Below are 20,625 nucleotides of genomic sequence, written 5' to 3'. Positions count from 1 at the left end.
CACCCTACTTGACTTTTGATCATCATACCTTAGCATTAAACCATCTTATGTCCACACAACATATTCTGATCAAAGGGGCTCGGGAACACAATCTGAAAAATATTGATCTGACCCTGCCCCGCAACAGTCTTATTGTCATTACTGGGGTGAGTGGTTCGGGGAAATCAACCCTGGCCTTCGATACCATTTATGCCGAAGGTCAGCGCCGCTATGTGGAATCCCTCTCGGCCTATGCGCGCCAGTTTCTGGAACTGATGGACAAACCGGATGTGGACTTCATCGAAGGACTCTCCCCGGCCATTGCTATCGAGCAGCGCAAGGCCAGTCAGAATCCCCGTTCTACGGTAGCCACTTCTACGGAAATTTACGATTATCTGCGGCTCCTCTTTGCCCGCCTGGGAGTACCCTATTGTCACCAATGCGGGCGGGCGATTGCCTCCCAGAGTGTGCCCCAGATGGTGGAACAGATCATGAGCCTGCCTCCCGGCTCTCGTCTGAGTGTGTTGGCTCCGGTGATCGTCGATAAGAAAGGGGAGCATCAGAAGCTGCTGCAGCGTCTGCGCTTAGAAGGCTACGGCCGCGTTCGGATAAACGGTGAACTGCTGGATCTGGACGAACCCATTATCCTGGACAAGAACAAGCGCCACACCATTGAAGTCCTCATCGATCGGCTGGTGGTGAAATCCGGGCTTGAGTCCCGGCTGACTGACTCCCTGGAGCTGGCGGTGGGGTTGTCGGATGGCGTCGTGAAAATCGCCGTGTTAGACGGCGAGGAATTACTGTTTAGTGAACGCTTTGCTTGTGAGGCCTGTGGCATTAGTTATCCCGAGCTGACGCCTCAATTGTTTTCTTTTAACAGTCCCCAGGGTGCCTGCCCGACCTGCAGCGGTTTGGGTACCCAACTGGTACTTGATCCGGAGTTGGTAGTTCCGGATCCTGATCTTAGTATTCGGGAAGGCGCCATCCTCCCCTGGGCCAATCGTCAGTCTATGTATCATCAACAGATGCTGGAGGCACTGGAACACCACTACAACTTTTCAATCCGGACCCCCTTTCAGGAGCTAAGTCCAGAGGCGCAGCACGTCCTCCTGCATGGTTCCGGGAAGGAGAAAATCGGCTTTCCAACCGAACGGAACGGCCGTCGCACCGTAGAACATCGATCATTTGAAGGGGTCCTTCCCAACCTGCAGCGGCGCTATTTGGATACGGATTCGACATTTATTCGGGAAGAGATCGAGCGTTTCATGAACAGACAGCCTTGTCCTGACTGCCAAGGCGGCCGACTCCGCCGGGAAGCACTGGCGGTCCGGTTGGGGGAACTCAACATCAGTGAGGTTACCCAATTAACGGTGGGTCAATGCCATAGCTGGTTTAAAGGTCTAATCCTGACGGACCACCAACTAACTATCGGCCGACGGGTACTCAAAGAGATTATCGAGCGCTTGGGGTTCTTATTAGATGTGGGGTTGGACTATCTGACCCTCAACCGCGCCACTGCCACCCTTTCCGGCGGCGAAGGCCAGCGCATCCGGCTGGCCACCCAGATCGGCTCCAAACTCACAGGAGTGCTGTATGTTTTGGACGAACCCAGCATCGGGTTGCATCAGCGAGACAACCTACAGCTCTTGCGCACCTTAAAAACCCTGCGTGATCTAGGTAACACGGTCATCGTGGTGGAGCATGACCCGGAAACTATCATGAGCGCCGATTATGTGGTCGATATGGGGCCTGGCGCCGGGAACCAGGGGGGCGAAGTGGTTTTCAGCGGTTCGCCCCGGCAATTGTGTCAGCACCCGGATTCAATGACCGGCACCTATCTCTCCGGCCGCCGCACTATTCCGGTTCCCAGTCCAAGGCGGACACCCAAAGGGTACCTGCTTTTAGAAGGCGCTCGAGGCCACAACCTGAAAGACGTCACCCTGCGACTGCCCCTGGGGGTGCTCACCTGTGTCACCGGAGTGTCGGGATCGGGTAAGAGCACGTTGATTATGGATACCTTGTATAAGGCTTTGTGCCAAAAGTTTTACCGGGCCAAAGACCGCCCTGAGCCTTTTAATCGCCTGCAGGGTTTGGAGCACATTGATAAAGTGATTAATATCGACCAGAGCCCTATTGGCCGGACGCCTCGTTCCAATCCGGCGACCTACACCGGATTGTTCACTCTCGTGCGCGACCTGTTCGCCCGTCTACCCGAAGCCCGCGCTCGCGGGTATAAACCGGGGCGTTTCAGTTTTAATGTGAGGGGGGGGCGCTGTGAGAATTGCGAAGGCGATGGCATCATCAAAATCGCCATGCATTTTCTTCCCGATGTCTATGTCAAGTGTGAGGTTTGCCAGGGTAAACGGTTTAATCCCAGTACCTTGGAGGTAAAGTTGAAAGGGAAAAATATTGCCGAGGTATTAGAGATGACGGTAGCTCAGGCCCAGATTTTTTTCCAGGATATCCCGGGGTTGCGCAACAAGTTTGCTACCCTGGCGGAAGTGGGTTTGGATTATATCCAATTGGGGCAGCCGGCGACCACCCTCTCCGGCGGCGAGGCCCAGCGTATCAAACTCTCCCGAGAACTAAGCAAGCGGGCCACCGGCAGAACCCTCTATATTCTGGATGAGCCCACCACCGGACTGCATTTGGCCGATATCGAAAAACTCCTGATAGTATTAAATAAATTGGTGGAGGCGGGTAACACCGTAGTAGTCATCGAACATAACCTGGAAGTGGTTAAAACGGCGGATTTTCTCTTTGACCTGGGACCGGAGGGTGGCGAACGGGGCGGCAGGCTGGTAACCTGCGGTACCCCGGAGGAAGTCGCGCGATCCAAAAACTCGTACACCGGGCAGTTTTTGCAGGAAATCTTAAATTAAACCGCCTCCATGGTCAGATGATAGGCGAGATTGTCAAGTTTTACCGTAAAATCCACATTTTCTACGATAAACCCTTCGGGTATCTGTATCTGGATGGGGGCAAAGTTGAGAATGGCTTTAACCCCGGCATCAATGAGGCGGCGGGCAGTGGCCTGGGCTTGGCTAGCCGGAGTGGCGATCACCCCTATCTCAATCTTTTTTTCCTTGATAACCTCGTCGAGCTCGTCGATACCATGAATTATTTGACCAGAGGGCAGACGCCTGCCCACTTTTTTCGGGTCGATGTCGAAGACCGCCACAAATTCATAGCCCTGCTTGGGAAAATTCTCATGGGCTATCAGTGCCAGTCCCAGGTTACCGATGCCAATCAGGGCCATGCGCCAACTGCGATTGAGTCCAAGAATTTTTTTGATTTCGAATAGTAATTCCTTAACAAAATACCCCACCCCGCGCACCCCAAATTCTCCAAAGTAGGCAAGATCCTTGCGTACCTGAGCCGGGTTGACGCCGCATTTCTGGGCCAGTTTATCAGAGGCGATGATATTAATGTGACTGCTGAGTAATTCCTCGAGCACTCGGGAATAGAGGGACAGCCGGGTAATCGTGGCAGCAGGGATTTTAGAGAACTTCATGGGATTTTCTGCAACGGAAATATTCAAGCCGATCTTTAATGTGACTAGAGTTTAGAGTTTCACGTCTCAAATCATCAGAGGAAATAGTATTATCCGCATCTTTCATTGGATAGGTACAAGATGTTTATCCTTTGATTGCAATCTCGGATCTTGAAACAGGGAATACAAAAATATATTGAGGCACTATTTTTTGTGATTGTTTGCACAAAAGATGTTTTTAAAAAAGAGGGGCCCGCAGGGGCCCCCCCCTCTTCGGTTACAAGAGATTGACTGCTTAAATCTTGAAGCCCAAGGCTGCGGCGATGGGTTTGGTCATCGGGTAAGCGTAGAGGATGATCAGGGCGATGACCAGAGCATAAATACAAAGAGATTCGATCATGGCCAAGCCGATGAGCATGGTGACGGTGATTTTACCGGAAGCTTCAGGATTGCGGGCAATGCCTTCCACCGAGCTCTTAACGGCGAGACCCTGGCCGATGCCGGTACCGAAAGCGGCGATGCCGATGCCAAAACCGGCGGCGATCATAGCTGCGGAAAAAAAGCCGCCTAAACCAGCGCCACCGCCAGCGGCTTCAGCCGCCATAGCCAGAGAGGCTAGCCCCAGGGTGAATAACAGGGTCATTCCGGCAATCATCAGTTTTTTCATTGAAAAAAACCTCCTTAGAAAATGTGATTATATAGTGAAGTGGCCTTCTTCCAAAAATTAGTGGGCTTCTTCCATGGAACTGGCGAAGTACATCATGGAGAGCAGAGAAAAGATAAACGCCTGCACGGTACTGGTGAAGACTGCCAGGAACATCATCGGCAGGGGGGCCAGGAATTTCCCCGCTAACAAGAGCAGGATAGCCAGGACCAAATCTTCACCCATGATATTGCCAAACAGACGCAACGTCAGGGAAAGCACCCGAGCGGAGTGGCCGATGATCTCAATCGGCAGAAACAAAGGCGCCAAGGCCGGCAAGGGGCCGGTGAAATGTTTGATATACTTTACCCCGTGATATTTGACCCCCAGGTAATGGGTAAAGATAAAGACGCACAGAGCCATGGACAGAGGCGTATTGATGTTGGACGTGGGGGAGAGGAACCCCGGGAGCAATCCGATTAAATTGCATAACCAGATATAGATAAAGATGGTGGCGATAAAGGGGAAGAAGGAACGACCTTCTTCGCCGGTGATGTCCACCATGAATTCTTCCAGACCGCCAATCAATAGCTCAAAAAAGCTCTGCCCGCCGGCCGGCACCACTGCCCGCGGTTTGGCCGCCAGATAACCCAAGCCGACGAGGATGGCCATAATCAGCCAGGAATAGGTGACATGGGGCGGGATGTGGAGCCCAAACATCCCTTGCAGGACATCAAGAATGAGAATTGGATGTTCCATCGACTGCTAACGCCTCCTTAAAAAAAATCTTCCGGAACTCAAAAATGCCTAACACAATGAGGGTGAGCATCACCGTGGACAATCCCAGCACCAGGCCAAAAATGTCCACCCATTCATACTTAACCAAAAAGAAAATGATCACCGCCAGAACCGAGAAACGCAGGATGTATTTGAGTGTCATAAAAAAGACGGCCTGCCGTCCGGCAGTCTGCCATTCTTCTCGGCTGCGATAGGTGCGATTAAGGGTCGAGCGCAAGATGTAGGCCATCGTATAAAAATTGCCTATGATCAAAAGACCACCCACCAGGATGCCGCCGGCACATTGCGGCCCGCGCCCCAACCAGCCCAGGCAGGTAAGAGCGGCCAAGGTGATCCAACAGGAGAGTTTCATAGTGCGAGGAGTCAGGAGTTCTCCACTCATATCACATCTTAGTCCGTTTACCCATGAGGTATACATTGCGAAAACCGGCAATGATACCTAGAATCAGGCCGATATAAAAGAATGCCATGTTATCAAACTGTTCGGACAACCAATACCCAACTCCGCCGCCGATGAGGATGGCGAAAACCAGGGCAAAACCGATGGCACTAGCTCGGTAACCACCCGAAAATAATTCTTTGAGAAATTTCTTGGTATCTTCTCGCACAATCCACCCTTGAGGCGTTGTCCCCCTCCGACTCGTGCAAAAACTCACAAGTGGCTAAATATCACACCATCGCATTCAAGTCAACCTTTTTTTCGTGAATAGAAAACTCTTCCCTACCACTGTCCTGCGTCTCCCTAAGTGCTTGGAAGTGAGGTTCTAATAGGTACCTGTTTTTGCTATCCAACCCCAAACTAAAAGGTGCAAACCGAAAAATTTTTCCAGTATCCATATTGACCGTTCACCTGACCGATTGCGGAGTTTCCGGTCTGGTGGCCGGTAGTTCGATGACAAAGGTAGCTCCGCCGGGTGCAGTCGAATCTACGTAAATACGGCCACGATGTTGTTTGATGATGCCGTAGCTGATCGAAAGGCCCAGGCCGACTCCCCGGCCCACTTCTTTGGTGGAGAAGAACGGGTCAAAGATACGATGCAGGTGTTCCGGATGAATGCCGGGGCCGTTGTCACTGACGCGAATCTCCACCGCACCGAGGACGTTCTGACCGGTGGCAACGGTGAGAACCCCGTGGCCAGCCATGGCATGGGAGGCGTTCATGAAAAGATTGATAAAGACCTGTTCCAGTTTGTTTTTATCCCCCAATACAGGCGGCAGTTCTGGGGCCAGTTTTTTTTTGATGCCGACATCCTGAAAATTCAAATGGTTTTCCACCAGGCTTAGTAGTTCTGCCAACATGCTGTTCAGGTCAACCGGTTTAAGACGAAAGGGCTGCTGCCGGGAAAAGTCCAGCAGGCCTTTGATGATCTCTTTACATCGGGTAGCCTCTCGGATGATTTTTTCCACCTGCTGGCGTTCTGGTCGATCAGGGGCCAGGTCTTCCAGCATCAGATAACTATAGACCAGAATGCCGCCCAAAGGGTTATTAATTTCATGGGCCACACCAGCGGATAACTGGCCCACGGCGGCAAGTTTCTCGGAGCGGGCCAACTGATCCTCTAACCTTTTTTTCTCCGTGATGTCTCGAATATGGGTTTGAAAGGCCCGCTGTCCTCCGAAGATAGTGGGGAACGAGACAACCTCGATGTCGAATTCACTGCCATCTTTCTTCATACCTTTGATCTCGAAGATGCGGGGGCGGTTGAATTGTCGATTAATCTCCCGCAGATGGCGCAGCAGCGGCGGGTGATGAATGGGAGAGATAAAAGAAAGGAGGGGTACGCCGGTGAGTTCCTCGGGGCAGGAATAGCCGAACATATTCAAAAAGGCGGAATTGGCAAACATGACTTGATTACGGGTATGGAGGGCGATGCCATCCAGGGAGGCCTCCACCAGCAGGCGGTACTTCTCCTCCGACTCCATAAGGTTGTGTGCCAGACGTTCCCTCTCGGTGAAATCCAGCATGGCTTGCACCGCACCTATGATCTGTCCGCGGTCATTAAAGATGGGGGAGGCCACGAGGAAGAGATACCGATCTCCTCCCGCCGGCTGCGGAAACTGTATTGAGGCTTCGTAGGCGCCAGGGAAATGGATCGACTTATGAAGTTTCTGCTTATTATAGTACTTTTCCAGGGCCTTGATATTTTGATCTACCACCAGGTCGGCCAAGGTAGGCCGCTCCTGGGTGTAAAAAGGGAGCCACTGTTTTTTACTGTCAATCATCTGCTGGCGACTATACCCAGTCAGTTCTTCACAGGCCTTATTCCAATAGATAATCCGGTGTTGGCGGTTAATCACAAAGGCCGGTACCGGCAGTCCCTCCAGGATGCCTTCGGTGGTTTTTTTCTCCTGCAACAGTTCCTGCTCATTACGCTTACGCTCGGTAATGTCTTTGGCGATGATGTCCAGACTGACGAGGTGTCCGGCCTGGTTATTGCGGGCGGCGCCGCTTAACAGAACCTGAATAGCGCCCCCATCACCCTTTAGGAGGGTTGCTTCAAAATCCTGCACCGATCCGTGAACCTTCAGTAGCTGTCGGAAGCGCTCCCAATCCCGCCAGGGATAAAAGCAATCCTGAAGGTTGACGGTTTCTAAGGCCTGGGATTTAGAGGCTAGACCTAGCATGGCAATGCCAGCCGGGTTGATATCGAGGAGACCGCCGCCGGGGGCGACCACCAGAATCATATCTTTGGAACCTTCGAAAATCCGGCGATAGCGCCTTTCGGAGATTCGCAGATCCTGGCAAAGTCTGGCATTTTGGATGGCCATGCCGATCTGATTACCGAGGATGGCGAAGAAATTTTTCCGCTCGGGGAAAAAAGGTGCGGCGGATGTGTGCCCCAGGTTTAAAAAACCGATCAATTGCCGCTGGTGGCGCAACGGAATACTAACCAGAGAACAGAAGGAGGTCTCTCGGATGAGCTCTAAGAAGGTTGAAGTTGCCAGGCGGTGATCCGTCGCAGCATCAAAAATGATCAGCGGAGAGGTAGCGTTGATCAGGTGCGGACCAACTACCTCAGCAAGATGAGCCTCATTGATGTGTGATAAGTATTCCTCGGGAAAGCCGGCCGAAGCGGCATGAGAAAGATGACCGGTTTTGGGGTCCCACAGAAGCAGCATACCGGCATCGACCCCCAGGAAGGTAACGATCCGGCGCAAAACCTGTTCCAGCATCTCGAGGATGTCCAGGTTTTGGCCGCTGAGAGCGGCAATCTCATTGAACAATAATAGTTCTTGGAACTGCTGCGACTCGCTAAGCTCGGCGGCCATGCCGCTGAAAGCAATGCCGCCTTCGTGGATTGTAAGACTCTGATCGGACATACAAAGACCCACATAAAAATAATTCGTCAGTATTCAACCGCCAACTGTTAGCAATGGGCAATAAGACGCATATTATCAGGGGGAGCAAATCTTGTATCCGTTCCATCAATCGGTGGTCGGAACTCAGAATAGATTCCAATAAACCAGGGAGCCCCGCATGAACTTCAGGACGGTGGTGGGTGCCTCATAACCCCGTCTGGCGCAGTCGTCTCCCAACTGGTAGGTCCAATAAGAGTCGCCGTTGGCCCGGGTTTCCATCTTCATGGGAGGACCTAACAGGGCCTGTACCTGCTCAGGGGTCATGTAGGGTTTTAGCTGGGAGACAGCGGTATAGGCTACCGGCCCCACCTCGTTTTGCCGCACCTGGCAGACCACATCGGCGTGATGATTGCAGGCAGAAAGGACCAGCAGGCCAACAAGGCAAAAAATCGGCACCATTTTCATTTCAACCTCCCGAGTTCATTGAAATACAGCAGTGTCCGGTTAGGTTCTCACATAATGTTGGTCAAAAAATCCGTGGCATCGGCAAATGTAGGTTGCGCACCGCCCACTATTCCCTCACGGATGCAGCCCCACCGCCTTTTCCCATTCCGGCAGCGACAGGGAGAGAAGTGTTGCCGGTCCGCCTGGTGGCACCGCCTGCCGCGCCAACACCAGGTAGGGGACGCTGGCCAAGGCACAACCCATATAGCCCTCTTCGATCCAGGCAGTCTTATAGCCCATGAAGATTTCTTTGTATTTTACCTGGGAGTTATCGCCACAATACAGGATGCTCAAGGCGATCTTTTCCATGAGGCGGTCCAGAAAAAATTGGCGGGCGGCCTCGTCCGCTGCAGGTATGGCCTCGCCGACGTCTTCGATAAACAGGTGGGCGTTCTGGCTGCGGTCTTCGGCAATGGCCACGGCCAAAGCGGCCCACAGGGAATTAGGTCCCTTGACCGCATGGGACTTGAGGGCGCAGGTGACCCTGGCTCCGGGAATCGGGGGGAAGCGTCGGCGGTCGCTCAGACCTAAAAGTTTCTGGCCCGCCTGCAGAAGCGGTTCCAGTGAATAGACCGGTATTTCCACGCCGTCCTTCCGGGTTTTAAAAAATATTGGCAGGAGAGAACCATCGGCGATCTCTGGAACCGGGGCAATATCGTATCCCCACAGGAGACCGTTGGGGCCGCAGAAAGAAGAGGCCGTAACGGCATTGATCTGTCCCAAATAGGTGCCGGTGGTTTCGGCGCTGTCATACGAGACGATCTCGGCCAGAGTGGCATCCATCTCTTCGAGAGGACTTTCCCCGATATCAAGCTTCATTAACGTCAGATAACCCAGGCCACTGGCCCCAGGATTGCCGTAGCCGTCACAGAACCGCTCATAGGGACCGATGGCCCCGGCCACGGCATCTTCTCGCGTCATGACCATATTGATGACCTCAACCTAGTCCTCTCCCGGGGGAGAGGGGATTTCAGGAAGGTTATTTTCTGACTTATCGGCAACCTTGAACCCTAGAACTTTACTATACATCAGAAATATCTATCCTAAAAGGGGAAATGCGCAGAATACCAAGGCGGTGCTGGCAGGTTCCAAAGGTTTTTCACCGCAGTTCTAACCGCGTGCAAACATTTTTCGCACAAAAAAACGATATACTTAACCTGCAACACCTGGTACAATAAAAATGTAGTCCAAGCGAGGACCAGATTCAATCTCGACCAGGTAGAGTATAATACAAAGATTTCATGCCTAAACAAGCGGCCCGGGGGTGAGTATTACGCTGCTGCAGATTCTCCAGACCACGCCAGTGAGGGGAATAGTAGGAGAGGTGAAAAAAAACTATATATTAGACACCAATGTCCTGTTGCACGACCCGGGATCGATCTTCGCTTTCGAAGACAATGACATTATTCTACCGGTGTCGGTCATTGAAGAGCTAGATAAACAAAAGACCCGAAGCGACGAGATCGGCCGCCATGCCAGGGAAGTCTCCCGGCAGTTGGATGGCTTACGCAGTCTCGGCCCGCTTTCGGGTGGGGTCCGGCTACCTCAGGGCGGCAGTATCCGGATTGAACTGAACTGCCGCAATACCTTCGAAAATGCCTGCGACATCGATTTGAATACCACTGACAACCGCATCCTGGCTCTGGCCTTCCATCTCCAACAATGCACCGATGAACCTGTGATTTTAGTGACCAAGGATTTGAATCTGCGCATCAAAGCCGATGTCCTGGGTCTCAAGGCAGAAGACTTTTATAGCGATAAAGTTGATTATCCTAAATTGTATGCTGGAGTCGGCGAGTTGGTCGTGTCTGAGGCGGAGCTGGAAGGATTCTTTAAACAAGGGGCAATGGAGTGGCCGGGTAACGGCCTGGCGCCTCACCAGTTCTGTATATTAAAGAGTGCCGAGAATCCCTCTCAATCAGCTCTGGCCCGCTACTTTCAGGGCCGCCTGCGGAAGCTGAGTTTGAACGGACTCGTGTATGGACTCAAGGCCCTCAATAAAGAGCAGAAGTTTGCCCTGGAGTTGCTGTTGGACGACGGGGTTAAGATCGTTACCCTGGTTGGCAAGGCCGGTACCGGCAAGACCATCCTGGCCCTGGCCGCCGGCCTGGAAAAGGTCTTTGAAGAAAGCGCCGGCTATAACCGGCTGCTCATCACCCGGCCGATTGTGCCGCTCGGCAATGACCTGGGTTACCTGCCTGGGGACAAGGAAGAAAAGATCAGACCCTGGATGCAGCCTATCTACGACAACCTGGAGTTTTTGTGCAATGAACATATCCAGGCCAACGGTTGTATGGACTATCTCTTTAACACCGGCAAAATCGAACTGGAGGTGTTGACCTATATCCGGGGGCGGAGTATTCCCCGGCAGTTCATCATCTGCGACGAGTCCCAAAATCTGAGTCCCCATGCTGTCAAAACCATCCTTACCCGGGTTGGTCGGGGCAGCAAGATCATCTTTACCGGCGACCCGGAACAGATCGACCATCCCTACCTGGATGCCTCCTCCAACGGCCTGAGCTACCTGGTGGACCGGATTAAAGGCGAGGAAATCTCCGGCCATGTGACCCTGATAAAAGGGGAGCGGTCGGGAATTGCCGAATTGGGAGCAAGGCTGCTGTAGTATATTTAATATTCCTGCGCCATCCTTCCCTATCCTTGGCTTCGGTGGCCACTTCCGGCCATTTGACAAGTTGGCCCCGGTAGCCCGAAAGTGTCTCGGTATACCTAACAGTGAGGGGAAATTAACATGACTGCCTTGCTCTGATTCCTGTCAGGCACCTCTCATTCCTTCAGCCTTGGGTCAATGGCCTCCCTGATGCCTTCACCCAGCAGATTATAGCCCATCACGGTGATGAGAATAGCCAGGCCCGGGAAAACCGAGAGCCACCAGGCGATCTCGATATTGTCTTTGCCGGCGGTAAGGATATTACCCCAACTAGGGGTCGGAGGCTGGACTCCCAACCCCAGGAAATTAAGGGCGCTTTCGGTGAGGATGGCCCCGGCTACTCCGAGGGTGGCGGAGACCATGACCGGTGCCAGAGCATTAGGCAGCAGGTGCCGGAAGATAATGCGGCCGTCGCTGGCCCCCAAGGCCCGAGCCGCTTGGACAAACTCACGCTCTCTGAGAGTGAGAAACTCAGCCCGCACCAGGCGAGCCACTCCCATCCAGCCTGTCAAGCCGATGATTACCATGATATTCCAGATGCTGGGCTCCAGGACGGCGATCACTGCCAGTATGAGGAAGAAGGTAGGGAAACAGAGCATGATATCCACCAACCGCATCAGCAGGTTATCCACCCAGCCGCCGTAATAGCCCGCCACCGCCCCTAAGAGCACGCCAATAAACGTCGCCAGCCCTACGGCGACAAAACCCACTTTCAAGGAAATCTGGGCGCCGTAGATGATGCGAGAAAAGACATCCCGGCCCAAGGAGTCGGTACCCATGAGGTGGGCGCCGCTGGGCGGCATGAGAATGGCCTTGATGTCAATGAAGCCGGGATCATAGGGAGCTAACCAAGGGGCCAGAATGGATACGAAAAACAGACCTGCTACCAGCAGCAGACCCCCCAGGGCCAGGCGGTTGCGGCGGAATCGGGGCCAGAATTCTCTTTTTATATAGGTTCCTGCCATAGCTTACAGCAAAATAATCCGGTTGAGGTATAAGGCCAAGGGCCAGTAACGTAGGACGGGAAAGCGAAGCGCATCCCGCCTACTGGAATTTTCCGAAAACAGGTCCTGCACCGGCTAGAAAACCTGTGCTGCCGGGGAATGTTTTTCATGGTTTGCTTTCAGTCGGTTCACATTGAAAGACCCCAGAACTGGTATCTTTTGTTTTTTCTGATAGAGTACTATAAAATGAGGAAGTTCGGCAAGGGGCCGGGACATATAAGCGAGGTCGGAATTGTTCTTTTTTCTTTGGATCGGTGGCAACGCGGCATTCTGGGTGGGGGTGCTGGCGGCAGAAATCAGCGGTTACCCACTGCAGACGGCCCCCAGCGTGGCCGTGGCAATGCTACTGGCCTTCGGGCAGGGTCTCCTGCTCTGGCGGCTGCAGTGGGGCAGAAGCCTGTTAGGTGGTCTGGTGTTGGGTCTGGTCCCGGCCTACCTAGGTTTTCACCTGCAGAGCGGACACTGGGTCAGTGAGGTGCTGATCCTGGGTTTGGTGCTGAGTTTAGCCAGCCATAATGCCTTGCTGGCCCAAAAGTGGCGGCAGGAATTATGGCAAAACGCCGGCTCCGAAGAACTTCATCACCTCGTCCACCCGCGCCAGGCCTTGCTTTATACTCTGGTAAATATATTGATGATTGGCGGGCTGCTGCTGATCTGGTATATGCCGGCGGCGCCGCTTCCAGCCCGGAAGGGTGTCTGGTTGTTGGCGGCTGTGGCAGTACTGAATCAAGAAGGCATTAAGAGGAAATGGTATGCCACGGTAAAAGGTATCGGCGCACTGGCGATAGGGGCGACAACTTTCCAGGTCGGACTTTACCTCTGGCTCCTCTTGGTTTTGTCTCTGAGATTGTGGGGGCAGGGATAAGTGGCTGCCTTCGGCGCTCAAAAGGCGGGATGCGCTGCGCTTTCCCGCCCTTCAGCAAACTGCAGCTAATGGTTTTGCGGCCTTGGCGGTAAAATGTTTGGCTTCTTGAGATGCCGGTGCAGAATTTGAAGAAATGAATCTATGATGAAAAGTCAGTGGGCCACTGGTAAGTTGATAAGCAGGGTTAGACCCTGGGGTTGGCGCCGGATTTTGGCGCTGGCGTTGATCTGTGTAATGACCCCGGCCTGCAGCCTGAATGCGGCGCAGATTTTTATCCCGCTGGCGTATGGCAGTATCGGCATGTGCATTGCCCTGTTAGTTTCTCCTTCCTTGAGCGCGGCCATTATCGGTTTTGCGATGGGAGGGATAATCGGCGCGGCCGTGTACAATAATTCCCTCAAATCAGACCTGAGGGAGCGGCCGGATCTGACCCCTGAATCCCAACCGTCACGGTAGTTGTGAGGAAAGTGATGACGGAAAGAATTGCTTCCAACGTCCTGGAACTGGATCAGGTACAGCAAGACCTGCTCATAGCCCTTAAGAAGACGGTGGCCTTTCTTTCGGGAGAGCAACTGGGGTTGCAGTTAGGCCTCAGCCGCACCGCTGTGTGGAAGCGGATTGAACGCCTGCGGGGCTGGGGCTACCGGGTGGAGGGCAGTTCCAGAAGAGGGTATCGATTGGATCCGGAACAGGACCTGTTGTTACCGGTGGAAATCGCCCAGAACCTGCCACATCGATTCCTACGAGGGCCGGTCTGGCATTTTATGAACCTTCCCTCAACCAATGATATGGCCAAGGACCTCGCCCGCCAAGGGAATCCCGAAGGTTCAATTATAGTGGCCGAGTCCCAGAGCGCTGGCCGGGGACGTATGGGACGGATATGGGAATCGCCCCCCGGCGGCGGGATTTATCTCTCCCTGATCCTTCGGCCACCGCTGCCGCCGGCCGAACTGCCCAGGCTCACCTTGACCGCAGCGGTGGCAGTGATACAGGCCATCCGAGAAGTTGCAGGGCTGGCAGCGGACATTAAATGGCCCAATGATATTCTATTGCAGGGAAAAAAGTTGGGGGGCATCCTTACAGAGATGGAGACCGAAAGCGACCAGATGAGCCATGTCATTTTGGGCCTGGGACTGAACGTAAACACCACTGTCTTCCCGGAACCGGTGCGGAGGCTGGCCACTTCTTTGGCAAGCGCGGGGAAGAGGTATTCCCGGCTAGCTATCCTCAGGAGCTTATTAGCTGCCCTGGACTCGCTTTATGGCAGGTTCTTGCAGGAGGAATTCCCGGCCATCCTGGATTTATGGCGACAATCGGCGGTAACTTTAGGTCAGCAGGTAACTGTCAGACAGGGAAAAGAGATAATTTCCGGTTTGGCCCTGGATGTAGATTCGGACGGAGCCCTGCTGCTCCAACAGCCGGACGGCAGGATAGAAAAAGTTATTTCTGGTGAGATAGCAAACGGGCCTCCCAACCCTCGGGGCCGGGAGGCCGGTTGACAAAGTGAGGTGAGAAAAACATCTATTTTTTCAATTCTTCGATCTCGGCTTTTAACCGATCTACTTCGGCTTTGTAGCGCTCCACATCTGAGTCAGAGGCGGTGGGTGCTTCGGTGGCGGGAGCCTCGGATTTCTTAAAAAATTTATCTTTAGCTTCTTCGAACCCTAAATATACCGCCAGAGCTCCACCCAGGAGCAATAAGAGGGGGATCGAACCGGCCAATAGATTCAAAAATTGTTTCCACCAAATACCCAGCCCGATGAGCCCCAAGGCCAGTGCCGCCAAGCCACCGATTAATGCCGTCATGAACGTACCTCCTTACCTTTCCGTTTAACTCTCTCATTATTTGAGCAGTTTATCTCTCTAAGCCTTTAATCCCTAGTATCAGAAGCATCCCATCAACGATCGATTGATATCACATTTAGAAAAATTAATCAAGAATATGCTGTGCAAATTTTCCCAAGTCCGGAGCCAGGCCAACTGCTTGGAAAAGTTAATTATTAGATATACTTGACAGATAGTTGAGTAAATTTTATATTTATAAAAAGGCTAGGGCTTCTCTTTGCGGTCCTGCATTAACCTTTTGACTTACGCCTCCAACCGCCAGATTGATGCGATAAATCAAGATAAGGAACAGTAATAAACTAGCAATAATAAGAGCCGGCACCGGTTGTATTGTGTTAGTTGATTGGGCAATGTCTAACTCTAAGATACATTAGCGATATTATGGTCGAACAGGATTACTATCAGATATTGGGTGTGGGACGCCAGGCCACCGCGGAAGAAATCAAAAAGGCTTATCGCAGTTTAGCGATTAAATATCATCCGGATAAAAATAAAGGTGATCATCAAGCCGAGAATATGTTCAAAAGGATCAGTGAAGCTTATGCGGTGCTGAGCAATCCGGAAAAGCGGCGGGAATATGATGCCATGGGTTCTTCCGCCTTTCAAGGGAAATTTTCTCAGGAGGATATTTTTCGCGGTTTCGATTTTGGCAACGTATTTAAGGACATCGGCCTCTCGGGGGATATGTTTGGACGTTTATTCGGCGGCCAGAGTTGGGGGCCCGGAGGATTCGGCAAGCGCGGTCGGGGAAAGATGTTTGATTTCTCCAGCTTGGGCAATTTCGGCGCCGGGGAAGAGGCGATGCGGGGTCAGGACCTGCAACTGGAATTGCCCTTGACGCTGCACGAGATGGCCTATGGCGTCGAAAAGATCGTCGAATTCCAACGGGATGGACAGTTGGAAAAGGTATCCGTGAAGATTCCGGCGGGAGCGATCCACGGCAAAAAGCTGCGGATACCCGGGAAGGGCTCTCCTCACGCGGCCGGTGGCCAATCCGGGGATCTCTACATTAAAATAAAGGAAATCAACCACCCGGTCTTTAAGCGCGAAGGCCATGATTTGTATGTTGACCGACATATAAAATTTTCCGAAGCAGTCCTGGGGACCAAGCTGACGGTTCCCACCTTAGATGGCAAGACTTTAAGTTTAAAGATTCCTCCCGGTACTAATAGCTTTACCAAGATGCGTCTCAAGGGTCACGGCCTGCCTATGGGCAATGGAAAAAGCAGGGGGGATGAATATGTCCGCATTATTGTCGACATTCCTTCCGGAGTCAATAAGAAGCAGAAGGCCTTGATCGAAGAGCTGGCCAAAGAGGGGATGTAAACCGGTCTGGAGCTCGGTTAAGGGAAGTAAAACGGCCAAGAAGATGAACCCTCTCGAGATGGGCGGGTCGGCGACATTCACCGTTCCCAGGAAGCGCCTCAATGGAATGGACCTAGCCCAGCTCCTCCATGCGGCCCAGGATTTGCGCTTTCTCTTGGGAAGGGGTTATCCCCAACTGGCCAGCCTGACCCTGGTGGGCAATCGCTATAATCTCACCTATGACGCCAGGCAACTCTTGCATCGAGGTGTTTTTGATCCGGTGTTGGCCGCTCGCAGGCGAAGCAAACTCTGTCTGGTGCGAGACCTGACCGGTCAACCCCTGGCCCTCGACGGCCATAATGCCTTGATTACCGTGGAGTGTGGTCTGTCAGGGTTGCCGCTTATCGCCGCAGATGACGGCTTCATTCGAGATATCGGCCAGATTTCCCATAGGTATAAACCTTCAGCCATTACTGCCCGGGCCCTGATCCTGATAAGCCGGTTCCTAGCCGATGGCGATGTTGGACCGGTGATGGTTTGGTATGACGCGCCTATGAGCCGCAGCGGTGAACTGGCAAAGCATACACGGCAAATATTGCAGGAGTACGGCCTCCTTGGGGAGGTTGAAGCGGTGCTGCAGCCCGAAAATAAACTCATGGCCTTTCAAGGGGTCATTGGTACCAGCGATACCCAACTGATCGATCAGGCGACAGCAGTCGTCGATGTCGCCGGAGAGATTATTAGGCGACTCCCCAGGGTAAATCTCATCACTTTGGGGGAAAATGGTTTCTAAGGCGCTCCTAGCCGTAGGGCAGGTATTAGAGGAGGCAATCTGTGGGGAAAACTACGGTTCGAAGTACCCGAACGACCTTTAATAGCGGGGAGATTAAAGAAAAATGACTTGACAGCCGATATAATTCAGATAAAATTTCAATTCTTGACAACCAGACGGATTAGGGGATTGCTAAGAATCTATAAGATAATTATCTACATACGGTATAGTTGGAATCGATTTCCCGTCAGGTTGATCTAATAGGGGAGGAGGCGAAAATGGATGCCAGGCGTGAGGGTCAAAGCGAATGAGCCCTTTGAGATCGCCTTAAAGAGATTTAAAAAACAGTGCGAAAAAGCTGGGATTTTGTCGGAGATCAGGAAGAGGGAACACTATGAAAAACCCAGCATTAAGCGCAAGAAAAAGGCTTTGGCGGCAAAGAAACGGGCTCTCAAGAGAATACGCAAATTAGGGGCCAGATAATGTCGCTTCTTACCGAAATTGATAATGGTTTCAAGACGGCGCTGAAAAATCAAGATCGCGTGAAATTATCCACGTTGCGCATGTTGAAGGCCGCCCTGAAAAACCGGCAGGTGCAAGAAAAGCGTGCCCTGGCCGAGGCCGAAGTAGTAGCCGTGATAACCAGTCAAGTAAAACAGCGGCGGGAATCTATAATGGAGTTTACCCGTGCTGGTAGGAGCGAGTTGGCCCAGAAAGAAAAGGAGGAATTGGAATTCCTCCTTTCTTTTTTGCCCCAGCAATTAACGGTTGAAGAACTGCGTCAGGAATTGACGGCCATCATGAGGGAGTTGGGTGTGACCGGTCCGGGAGATCTCGGCAAGGTAATGAAAATCGCTATGCCGAAATTTGCCGGTCGGGCCGATGGTAAAGAGGTTAACAGGTTGGTGAAGCAATTGCTGGAAGAGGTAGCCCCACACTCCTAATGGTTACAACCGGTAACTCTGCTGTTCTGCAGGTGCAATGGCCCAACAAACGCTGAAAGCCCTTGAATTTCCGCAGTTAATCAGAATCTTGCAGCGCTTCACCCGCTCTATTTGGGGGCGGCGGCGTTTGGCTAGATTGCAGCCGAGTTCAGATTTTGGGGAGGTACAGATCCTCCTGCAGGAAGTGGAGGAGCTGAGCGATCTGACGGCGGTGGAAGGTCCTTGTCCTTTTGAAGGCTGCCTTGATCTGACACCGATTTTAAAGCGTCTGGTGGCCCCGGGGAGTTTATTGCTGTCCGAGGAATTGAACCAGATCGTGGCCGTACTCCGCCTGATCAGCCGGGTGCAGCGGTATCTCCGAGGCGCTACGGACCGCCATCCGCATCTCAACCGTTATCGACAACGGCTGAGAGATCTCAGTGATTTGAAAAAAGCTATTCAAGTTGCTATCAGTCCCTATGGGTTGATTCTGGATCAGGCCAGCGAGGAACTTTGCCGTCTGCGGGCAGAGATCAGCACCACGCGGCAGCAAATCAACCGCACCCTGCATCAGCTTTTTGGCCGGGTAGAGTATCGTGAAGTCTTACAAGATCAGGTGATTTCCCAGCGCAACGGGCGCTATGTCATTCCCATCAAAGCTGATTTCAAGGGAAAGGTTACCGGAATCATCCACGATCAATCTCAGAGCAAGGCAACCTTGTTTTTCGAACCCTTTGAGATTGTCAATATCAATAACAGCCTCAATCTTCTATTCGGTGAAGAGAAACGCGAAGAAGAACGGATACTGCGGCATTTGACCAACCTGGTGAGGGCTCAGTATGAGGTCATCCAAGAAGATCTCCAGATTTTGGGAGAGTTCGACGCCCTTCAGGCCAAGGTGGCTTATGCGGAGGAGTTCAAGGCTAGAACGCCGACTTTGATTCGTCAGGGGCGGGTCCGATTGAAACAGGCCCGACACCCCCTCCTGCTGTACCGTGATCGGGAGGAACAGGGATTTCATGCTACTATCCCGATCGATTTGGAATTGACCCCGTCAGAGCGGTTTTTGGTACTTTCCGGGGCTAATACCGGTGGCAAGACAGTTACTCTGAAGACGTTGGGCCTGTTGTGCGTTATGGTCCAGTGTGGCATCCCCCTGCCGGTGGCGGAGGGCAGTGAAGTCTGCATTTTTGACGCCATTTTTGCGGATATCGGGGATACCCAAAACCTGGCCCAGAATCTCAGCACTTTTTCGGCGCATATAAAGCGGACGGCCGATATTTTGGCCAAGCTTCAGGGTCGCTGCCTGGTGCTGCTGGATGAACTGGGTACAGCCACCGATCCGGCGGAAGGCGGGGCCCTGGCCCTAGCGTTGTTGAGGGCTTTGGGACGGACGGGCGCCTATGGAGTAGCGACTACTCACTATCATCTGCTCAAGGCCTTTGCGCATGAGGAGCCGGGGTTTGCCAATGTCGCGGTATTGTTCGATGACCGGACGCAGAAGCCTCTGTATCGTTTGGCTTACGGCGTTGCCGGGCCGAGCAATGCCTTGAGCATCGCCCGCGAGTTAGGGTTGCCGGAGGAGATCATCGCCGAAGCCGAGCGCCAGATCGGTCAGGAAGGAATGCAGGCCCTGCAACAGTTGGCCAGGTGTGAAGCAGCCCAGCAGCATCTCGCCCAGCGGGAGCAGCTTATCCGGCAGGAAGAAGAAAACCTCCGCCGCCAGGAAGAGAAGTTGGCCGTGGTGCGTGAGAAATTGGAGCAAGAGCGCCGGCAACTCTTGGATGAAGGGCGGCAGGCGATGGTTAAAGCCATCAGACAGGCGGAAAACGAGTTTAAGGACATTCTCACCCGGTTGGAGGATCGCCAAGATTCCTGGGGGCGCTTGCGCCAGGAGTTCACCACCAAACAGCGCCAGCTCCACAAGCGTCTTGTTCCGAAGGCGACGGCGGTAGACCGGCAGGAATTAAGCCTCGCCCTTGGACAGAAAGTCTTCCTTCCCGCATTGGGGCAGACCGGAGTAGTGGCATCAAGTCCTGACAAGGAAGGCCGCCTCGAGATTTTGGTAGGAGCGGTGAAAATCCGCCTGTCCAGTGATGAAATCAAAGAAGTTAGGGCTGGTGATGAGCTTGGACGGATCTATCGCGGCCGCTGGCACGGAGGGGTGGAGTTACCAGAGACAGCGCCCTGGCAGTCGTCTTCGCTCAACATTATTGGCCTGCGGGTTGAGGAAGCCCTGCCATTGGTGGATCGGCTGCTTGATCAGGCTGTGCTGCACGGTTGCCGACAGGTAGATATTATCCACGGTATCGGTGCCGGGCGTCTGCAGCAGGCGGTACGAGAGCATCTGCGAGGACACACGTTGGTGAAACAACTGCACCATGGAGAGCAGGGGCAAGCCGGTCGGGGCGTCACAGTGGTAGAGATCAAGGATTGAAGCCAAGATTGTGTCGCGCTGGCCATTAGGCGGCAATAATCGGACTGCGAGAGCCTGGTGGTTTAAAGCCGCGACGATTGGTGAAGCAA

General features: G+C 53.0%; 20 protein-coding genes. 10 read left to right on the top strand and 10 right to left on the bottom strand.

All coding sequences use genetic code 11. The features are described from left to right. Positions 1–47 precede the first annotated feature (47 nt). A complete protein-coding gene (gene uvrA, locus DESAC_RS14415; protein WP_013707797.1) occupies positions 48–2,861 on the top strand; it encodes an excinuclease ABC subunit UvrA in 2,814 nt (937 codons plus the stop codon). On the opposite strand, the gene DESAC_RS14410 is transcribed toward uvrA, so the two are convergent. The 8 genes from DESAC_RS14410 to DESAC_RS14375 form a co-directional block, all read right to left on the bottom strand. Then, positions 2,858–3,493 carry a redox-sensing transcriptional repressor Rex gene (locus DESAC_RS14410; protein ID WP_013707796.1) on the bottom strand — a complete coding sequence of 212 codons (636 nt, stop codon included), beginning with the start codon at positions 3,491–3,493 and terminating at the stop codon, positions 2,858–2,860. The genes uvrA and DESAC_RS14410 overlap by 4 nt on opposite strands. A gap of 274 nt (positions 3,494–3,767) precedes the next feature. After that, complete coding sequence (atpE, locus tag DESAC_RS14405; protein WP_013707795.1) at positions 3,768–4,139, bottom strand: ATP synthase F0 subunit C; 372 nt, start codon at positions 4,137–4,139, stop codon at positions 3,768–3,770. A gap of 57 nt (positions 4,140–4,196) precedes the next feature. Next, the gene (gene atpB / locus DESAC_RS14400; RefSeq protein WP_013707794.1) at positions 4,197–4,874 is read right to left on the bottom strand and encodes a F0F1 ATP synthase subunit A; all 678 of its coding nucleotides are present in this window, start codon (positions 4,872–4,874) and stop codon (positions 4,197–4,199) included. Next, positions 4,849–5,295 (bottom strand): ATP synthase subunit I, encoded by a 447-nt coding sequence (locus tag DESAC_RS14395; RefSeq protein ID WP_013707793.1) that lies wholly within the window; start codon positions 5,293–5,295, stop codon positions 4,849–4,851. The genes atpB and DESAC_RS14395 overlap by 26 nt, the downstream gene beginning before the upstream one ends. A gap of 1 nt (position 5,296) precedes the next feature. Next, complete coding sequence (locus tag DESAC_RS14390) at positions 5,297–5,521, bottom strand: AtpZ/AtpI family protein (RefSeq protein ID WP_013707792.1); 225 nt, start codon at positions 5,519–5,521, stop codon at positions 5,297–5,299. A gap of 238 nt (positions 5,522–5,759) precedes the next feature. Continuing rightward, entirely contained in the window at positions 5,760–8,234 is a 2,475-nt protein-coding gene (locus DESAC_RS14385) for a PAS domain S-box protein (RefSeq protein WP_013707791.1), read from the bottom strand. A gap of 123 nt (positions 8,235–8,357) precedes the next feature. After that, positions 8,358–8,678, bottom strand: a complete 321-nt coding sequence (gene bamE / locus DESAC_RS14380) for an outer membrane protein assembly factor BamE domain-containing protein (protein WP_013707790.1) — start codon at positions 8,676–8,678, stop codon at positions 8,358–8,360. A 114-nt stretch (positions 8,679–8,792) separates the two neighbouring features. Further along, positions 8,793–9,644, bottom strand: a complete 852-nt coding sequence (locus DESAC_RS14375) for a histidine decarboxylase, pyruvoyl type (RefSeq protein ID WP_013707789.1) — start codon at positions 9,642–9,644, stop codon at positions 8,793–8,795. Positions 9,645–9,981: 337 nt separating this feature from the next. On the opposite strand from DESAC_RS14375, the gene DESAC_RS14370 reads away from it, so the two are divergent. Next, on the top strand, positions 9,982–11,340 hold the full coding sequence (locus DESAC_RS14370) for a PhoH family protein (RefSeq protein ID WP_013707788.1): 1,359 nt from the start codon (positions 9,982–9,984) through the stop codon (positions 11,338–11,340). A gap of 161 nt (positions 11,341–11,501) precedes the next feature. Here DESAC_RS14370 and opp4C read toward each other — a convergent pair whose 3' ends face one another. Beyond that, a complete protein-coding gene (gene opp4C, locus DESAC_RS14365) occupies positions 11,502–12,350 on the bottom strand; it encodes an oligopeptide ABC transporter permease (RefSeq protein WP_013707787.1) in 849 nt (282 codons plus the stop codon). A 271-nt stretch (positions 12,351–12,621) separates the two neighbouring features. Here opp4C and DESAC_RS14360 point away from each other — a divergent pair, with 271 nt between their 5' ends. The 3 genes from DESAC_RS14360 (at position 12,622) to DESAC_RS14350 (ending at position 14,753) form a co-directional block, all read left to right on the top strand. Continuing rightward, complete coding sequence (locus DESAC_RS14360; RefSeq protein WP_013707786.1) at positions 12,622–13,254, top strand: hypothetical protein; 633 nt, start codon at positions 12,622–12,624, stop codon at positions 13,252–13,254. 141 nt (positions 13,255–13,395) lie between these two features. Beyond that, on the top strand, positions 13,396–13,710 hold the full coding sequence (locus DESAC_RS14355; protein WP_013707785.1) for a hypothetical protein: 315 nt from the start codon (positions 13,396–13,398) through the stop codon (positions 13,708–13,710). Positions 13,711–13,724: 14 nt separating this feature from the next. Continuing rightward, positions 13,725–14,753, top strand: a complete 1,029-nt coding sequence (locus tag DESAC_RS14350; protein WP_013707784.1) for a biotin--[acetyl-CoA-carboxylase] ligase — start codon at positions 13,725–13,727, stop codon at positions 14,751–14,753. Between the two features lie 22 nt (positions 14,754–14,775). Here the strand turns inward: DESAC_RS14350 and DESAC_RS14345 are convergent, their stop codons facing one another. Continuing rightward, complete coding sequence (locus tag DESAC_RS14345; RefSeq protein ID WP_013707783.1) at positions 14,776–15,060, bottom strand: hypothetical protein; 285 nt, start codon at positions 15,058–15,060, stop codon at positions 14,776–14,778. 420 nt (positions 15,061–15,480) lie between these two features. Here DESAC_RS14345 and DESAC_RS14340 point away from each other — a divergent pair, with 420 nt between their 5' ends. From DESAC_RS14340 to DESAC_RS14320, 5 genes are all read left to right on the top strand, one after another. Further along, complete coding sequence (locus DESAC_RS14340; RefSeq protein WP_013707782.1) at positions 15,481–16,425, top strand: DnaJ C-terminal domain-containing protein; 945 nt, start codon at positions 15,481–15,483, stop codon at positions 16,423–16,425. Positions 16,426–16,468: 43 nt separating this feature from the next. Further along, positions 16,469–17,197 (top strand): DUF434 domain-containing protein, encoded by a 729-nt coding sequence (locus tag DESAC_RS14335; RefSeq protein ID WP_013707781.1) that lies wholly within the window; start codon positions 16,469–16,471, stop codon positions 17,195–17,197. A gap of 261 nt (positions 17,198–17,458) precedes the next feature. After that, the gene (gene rpsU / locus DESAC_RS14330; protein ID WP_013707780.1) at positions 17,459–17,659 is read left to right on the top strand and encodes a 30S ribosomal protein S21; all 201 of its coding nucleotides are present in this window, start codon (positions 17,459–17,461) and stop codon (positions 17,657–17,659) included. After that, positions 17,659–18,120, top strand: coding sequence for a GatB/YqeY domain-containing protein (locus tag DESAC_RS14325; RefSeq protein ID WP_013707779.1), 462 nt, complete (start codon positions 17,659–17,661; stop codon positions 18,118–18,120). The genes rpsU and DESAC_RS14325 overlap by 1 nt, the downstream gene beginning before the upstream one ends. Before the next feature lie 37 nt (positions 18,121–18,157). Continuing rightward, positions 18,158–20,536, top strand: a complete 2,379-nt coding sequence (locus tag DESAC_RS14320) for an endonuclease MutS2 (RefSeq protein ID WP_013707778.1) — start codon at positions 18,158–18,160, stop codon at positions 20,534–20,536. Positions 20,537–20,625: the final 89 nt, after the last annotated feature.

This window comes from Desulfobacca acetoxidans DSM 11109 (assembly GCF_000195295.1).
Taxonomy (GTDB): domain Bacteria; phylum Desulfobacterota; class Desulfobaccia; order Desulfobaccales; family Desulfobaccaceae; genus Desulfobacca; species Desulfobacca acetoxidans.
Note: the sequence above shows the minus strand (reverse complement) of the source record. Positions and strands in the feature narration are given on the sequence as shown.

Excerpts from the sequence above, each read along its gene's own strand:
- DESAC_RS14385 (WP_013707791.1), bottom strand. The coding sequence starts at position 8,234 with ATGTCCGATCAGAGTCTTACAATCCACGAAGGCGGCATTGCTTTCAGC.
- bamE (WP_013707790.1), bottom strand. The coding sequence starts at position 8,678 with ATGAAAATGGTGCCGATTTTTTGCCTTGTTGGCCTGCTGGTCCTTTCT.
- DESAC_RS14375 (WP_013707789.1), bottom strand. The coding sequence starts at position 9,644 with ATGGTCATGACGCGAGAAGATGCCGTGGCCGGGGCCATCGGTCCCTAT.
- DESAC_RS14395 (WP_013707793.1), bottom strand. The coding sequence starts at position 5,295 with ATGAGTGGAGAACTCCTGACTCCTCGCACTATGAAACTCTCCTGTTGG.
- DESAC_RS14350 (WP_013707784.1), top strand. The coding sequence starts at position 13,725 with ATGACGGAAAGAATTGCTTCCAACGTCCTGGAACTGGATCAGGTACAG.
- DESAC_RS14335 (WP_013707781.1), top strand. The coding sequence starts at position 16,469 with ATGAACCCTCTCGAGATGGGCGGGTCGGCGACATTCACCGTTCCCAGG.
- atpB (WP_013707794.1), bottom strand. The coding sequence starts at position 4,874 with ATGGAACATCCAATTCTCATTCTTGATGTCCTGCAAGGGATGTTTGGG.
- atpE (WP_013707795.1), bottom strand. The coding sequence starts at position 4,139 with ATGAAAAAACTGATGATTGCCGGAATGACCCTGTTATTCACCCTGGGG.
- DESAC_RS14355 (WP_013707785.1), top strand. The coding sequence starts at position 13,396 with ATGATGAAAAGTCAGTGGGCCACTGGTAAGTTGATAAGCAGGGTTAGA.
- DESAC_RS14325 (WP_013707779.1), top strand. The coding sequence starts at position 17,659 with ATGTCGCTTCTTACCGAAATTGATAATGGTTTCAAGACGGCGCTGAAA.
- rpsU (WP_013707780.1), top strand. The coding sequence starts at position 17,459 with ATGCCAGGCGTGAGGGTCAAAGCGAATGAGCCCTTTGAGATCGCCTTA.
- DESAC_RS14340 (WP_013707782.1), top strand. The coding sequence starts at position 15,481 with ATGGTCGAACAGGATTACTATCAGATATTGGGTGTGGGACGCCAGGCC.
- DESAC_RS14345 (WP_013707783.1), bottom strand. The coding sequence starts at position 15,060 with ATGACGGCATTAATCGGTGGCTTGGCGGCACTGGCCTTGGGGCTCATC.
- opp4C (WP_013707787.1), bottom strand. The coding sequence starts at position 12,350 with ATGGCAGGAACCTATATAAAAAGAGAATTCTGGCCCCGATTCCGCCGC.
- uvrA (WP_013707797.1), top strand. The coding sequence starts at position 48 with ATGTCCACACAACATATTCTGATCAAAGGGGCTCGGGAACACAATCTG.
- DESAC_RS14320 (WP_013707778.1), top strand. The coding sequence starts at position 18,158 with ATGGCCCAACAAACGCTGAAAGCCCTTGAATTTCCGCAGTTAATCAGA.
- DESAC_RS14410 (WP_013707796.1), bottom strand. The coding sequence starts at position 3,493 with ATGAAGTTCTCTAAAATCCCTGCTGCCACGATTACCCGGCTGTCCCTC.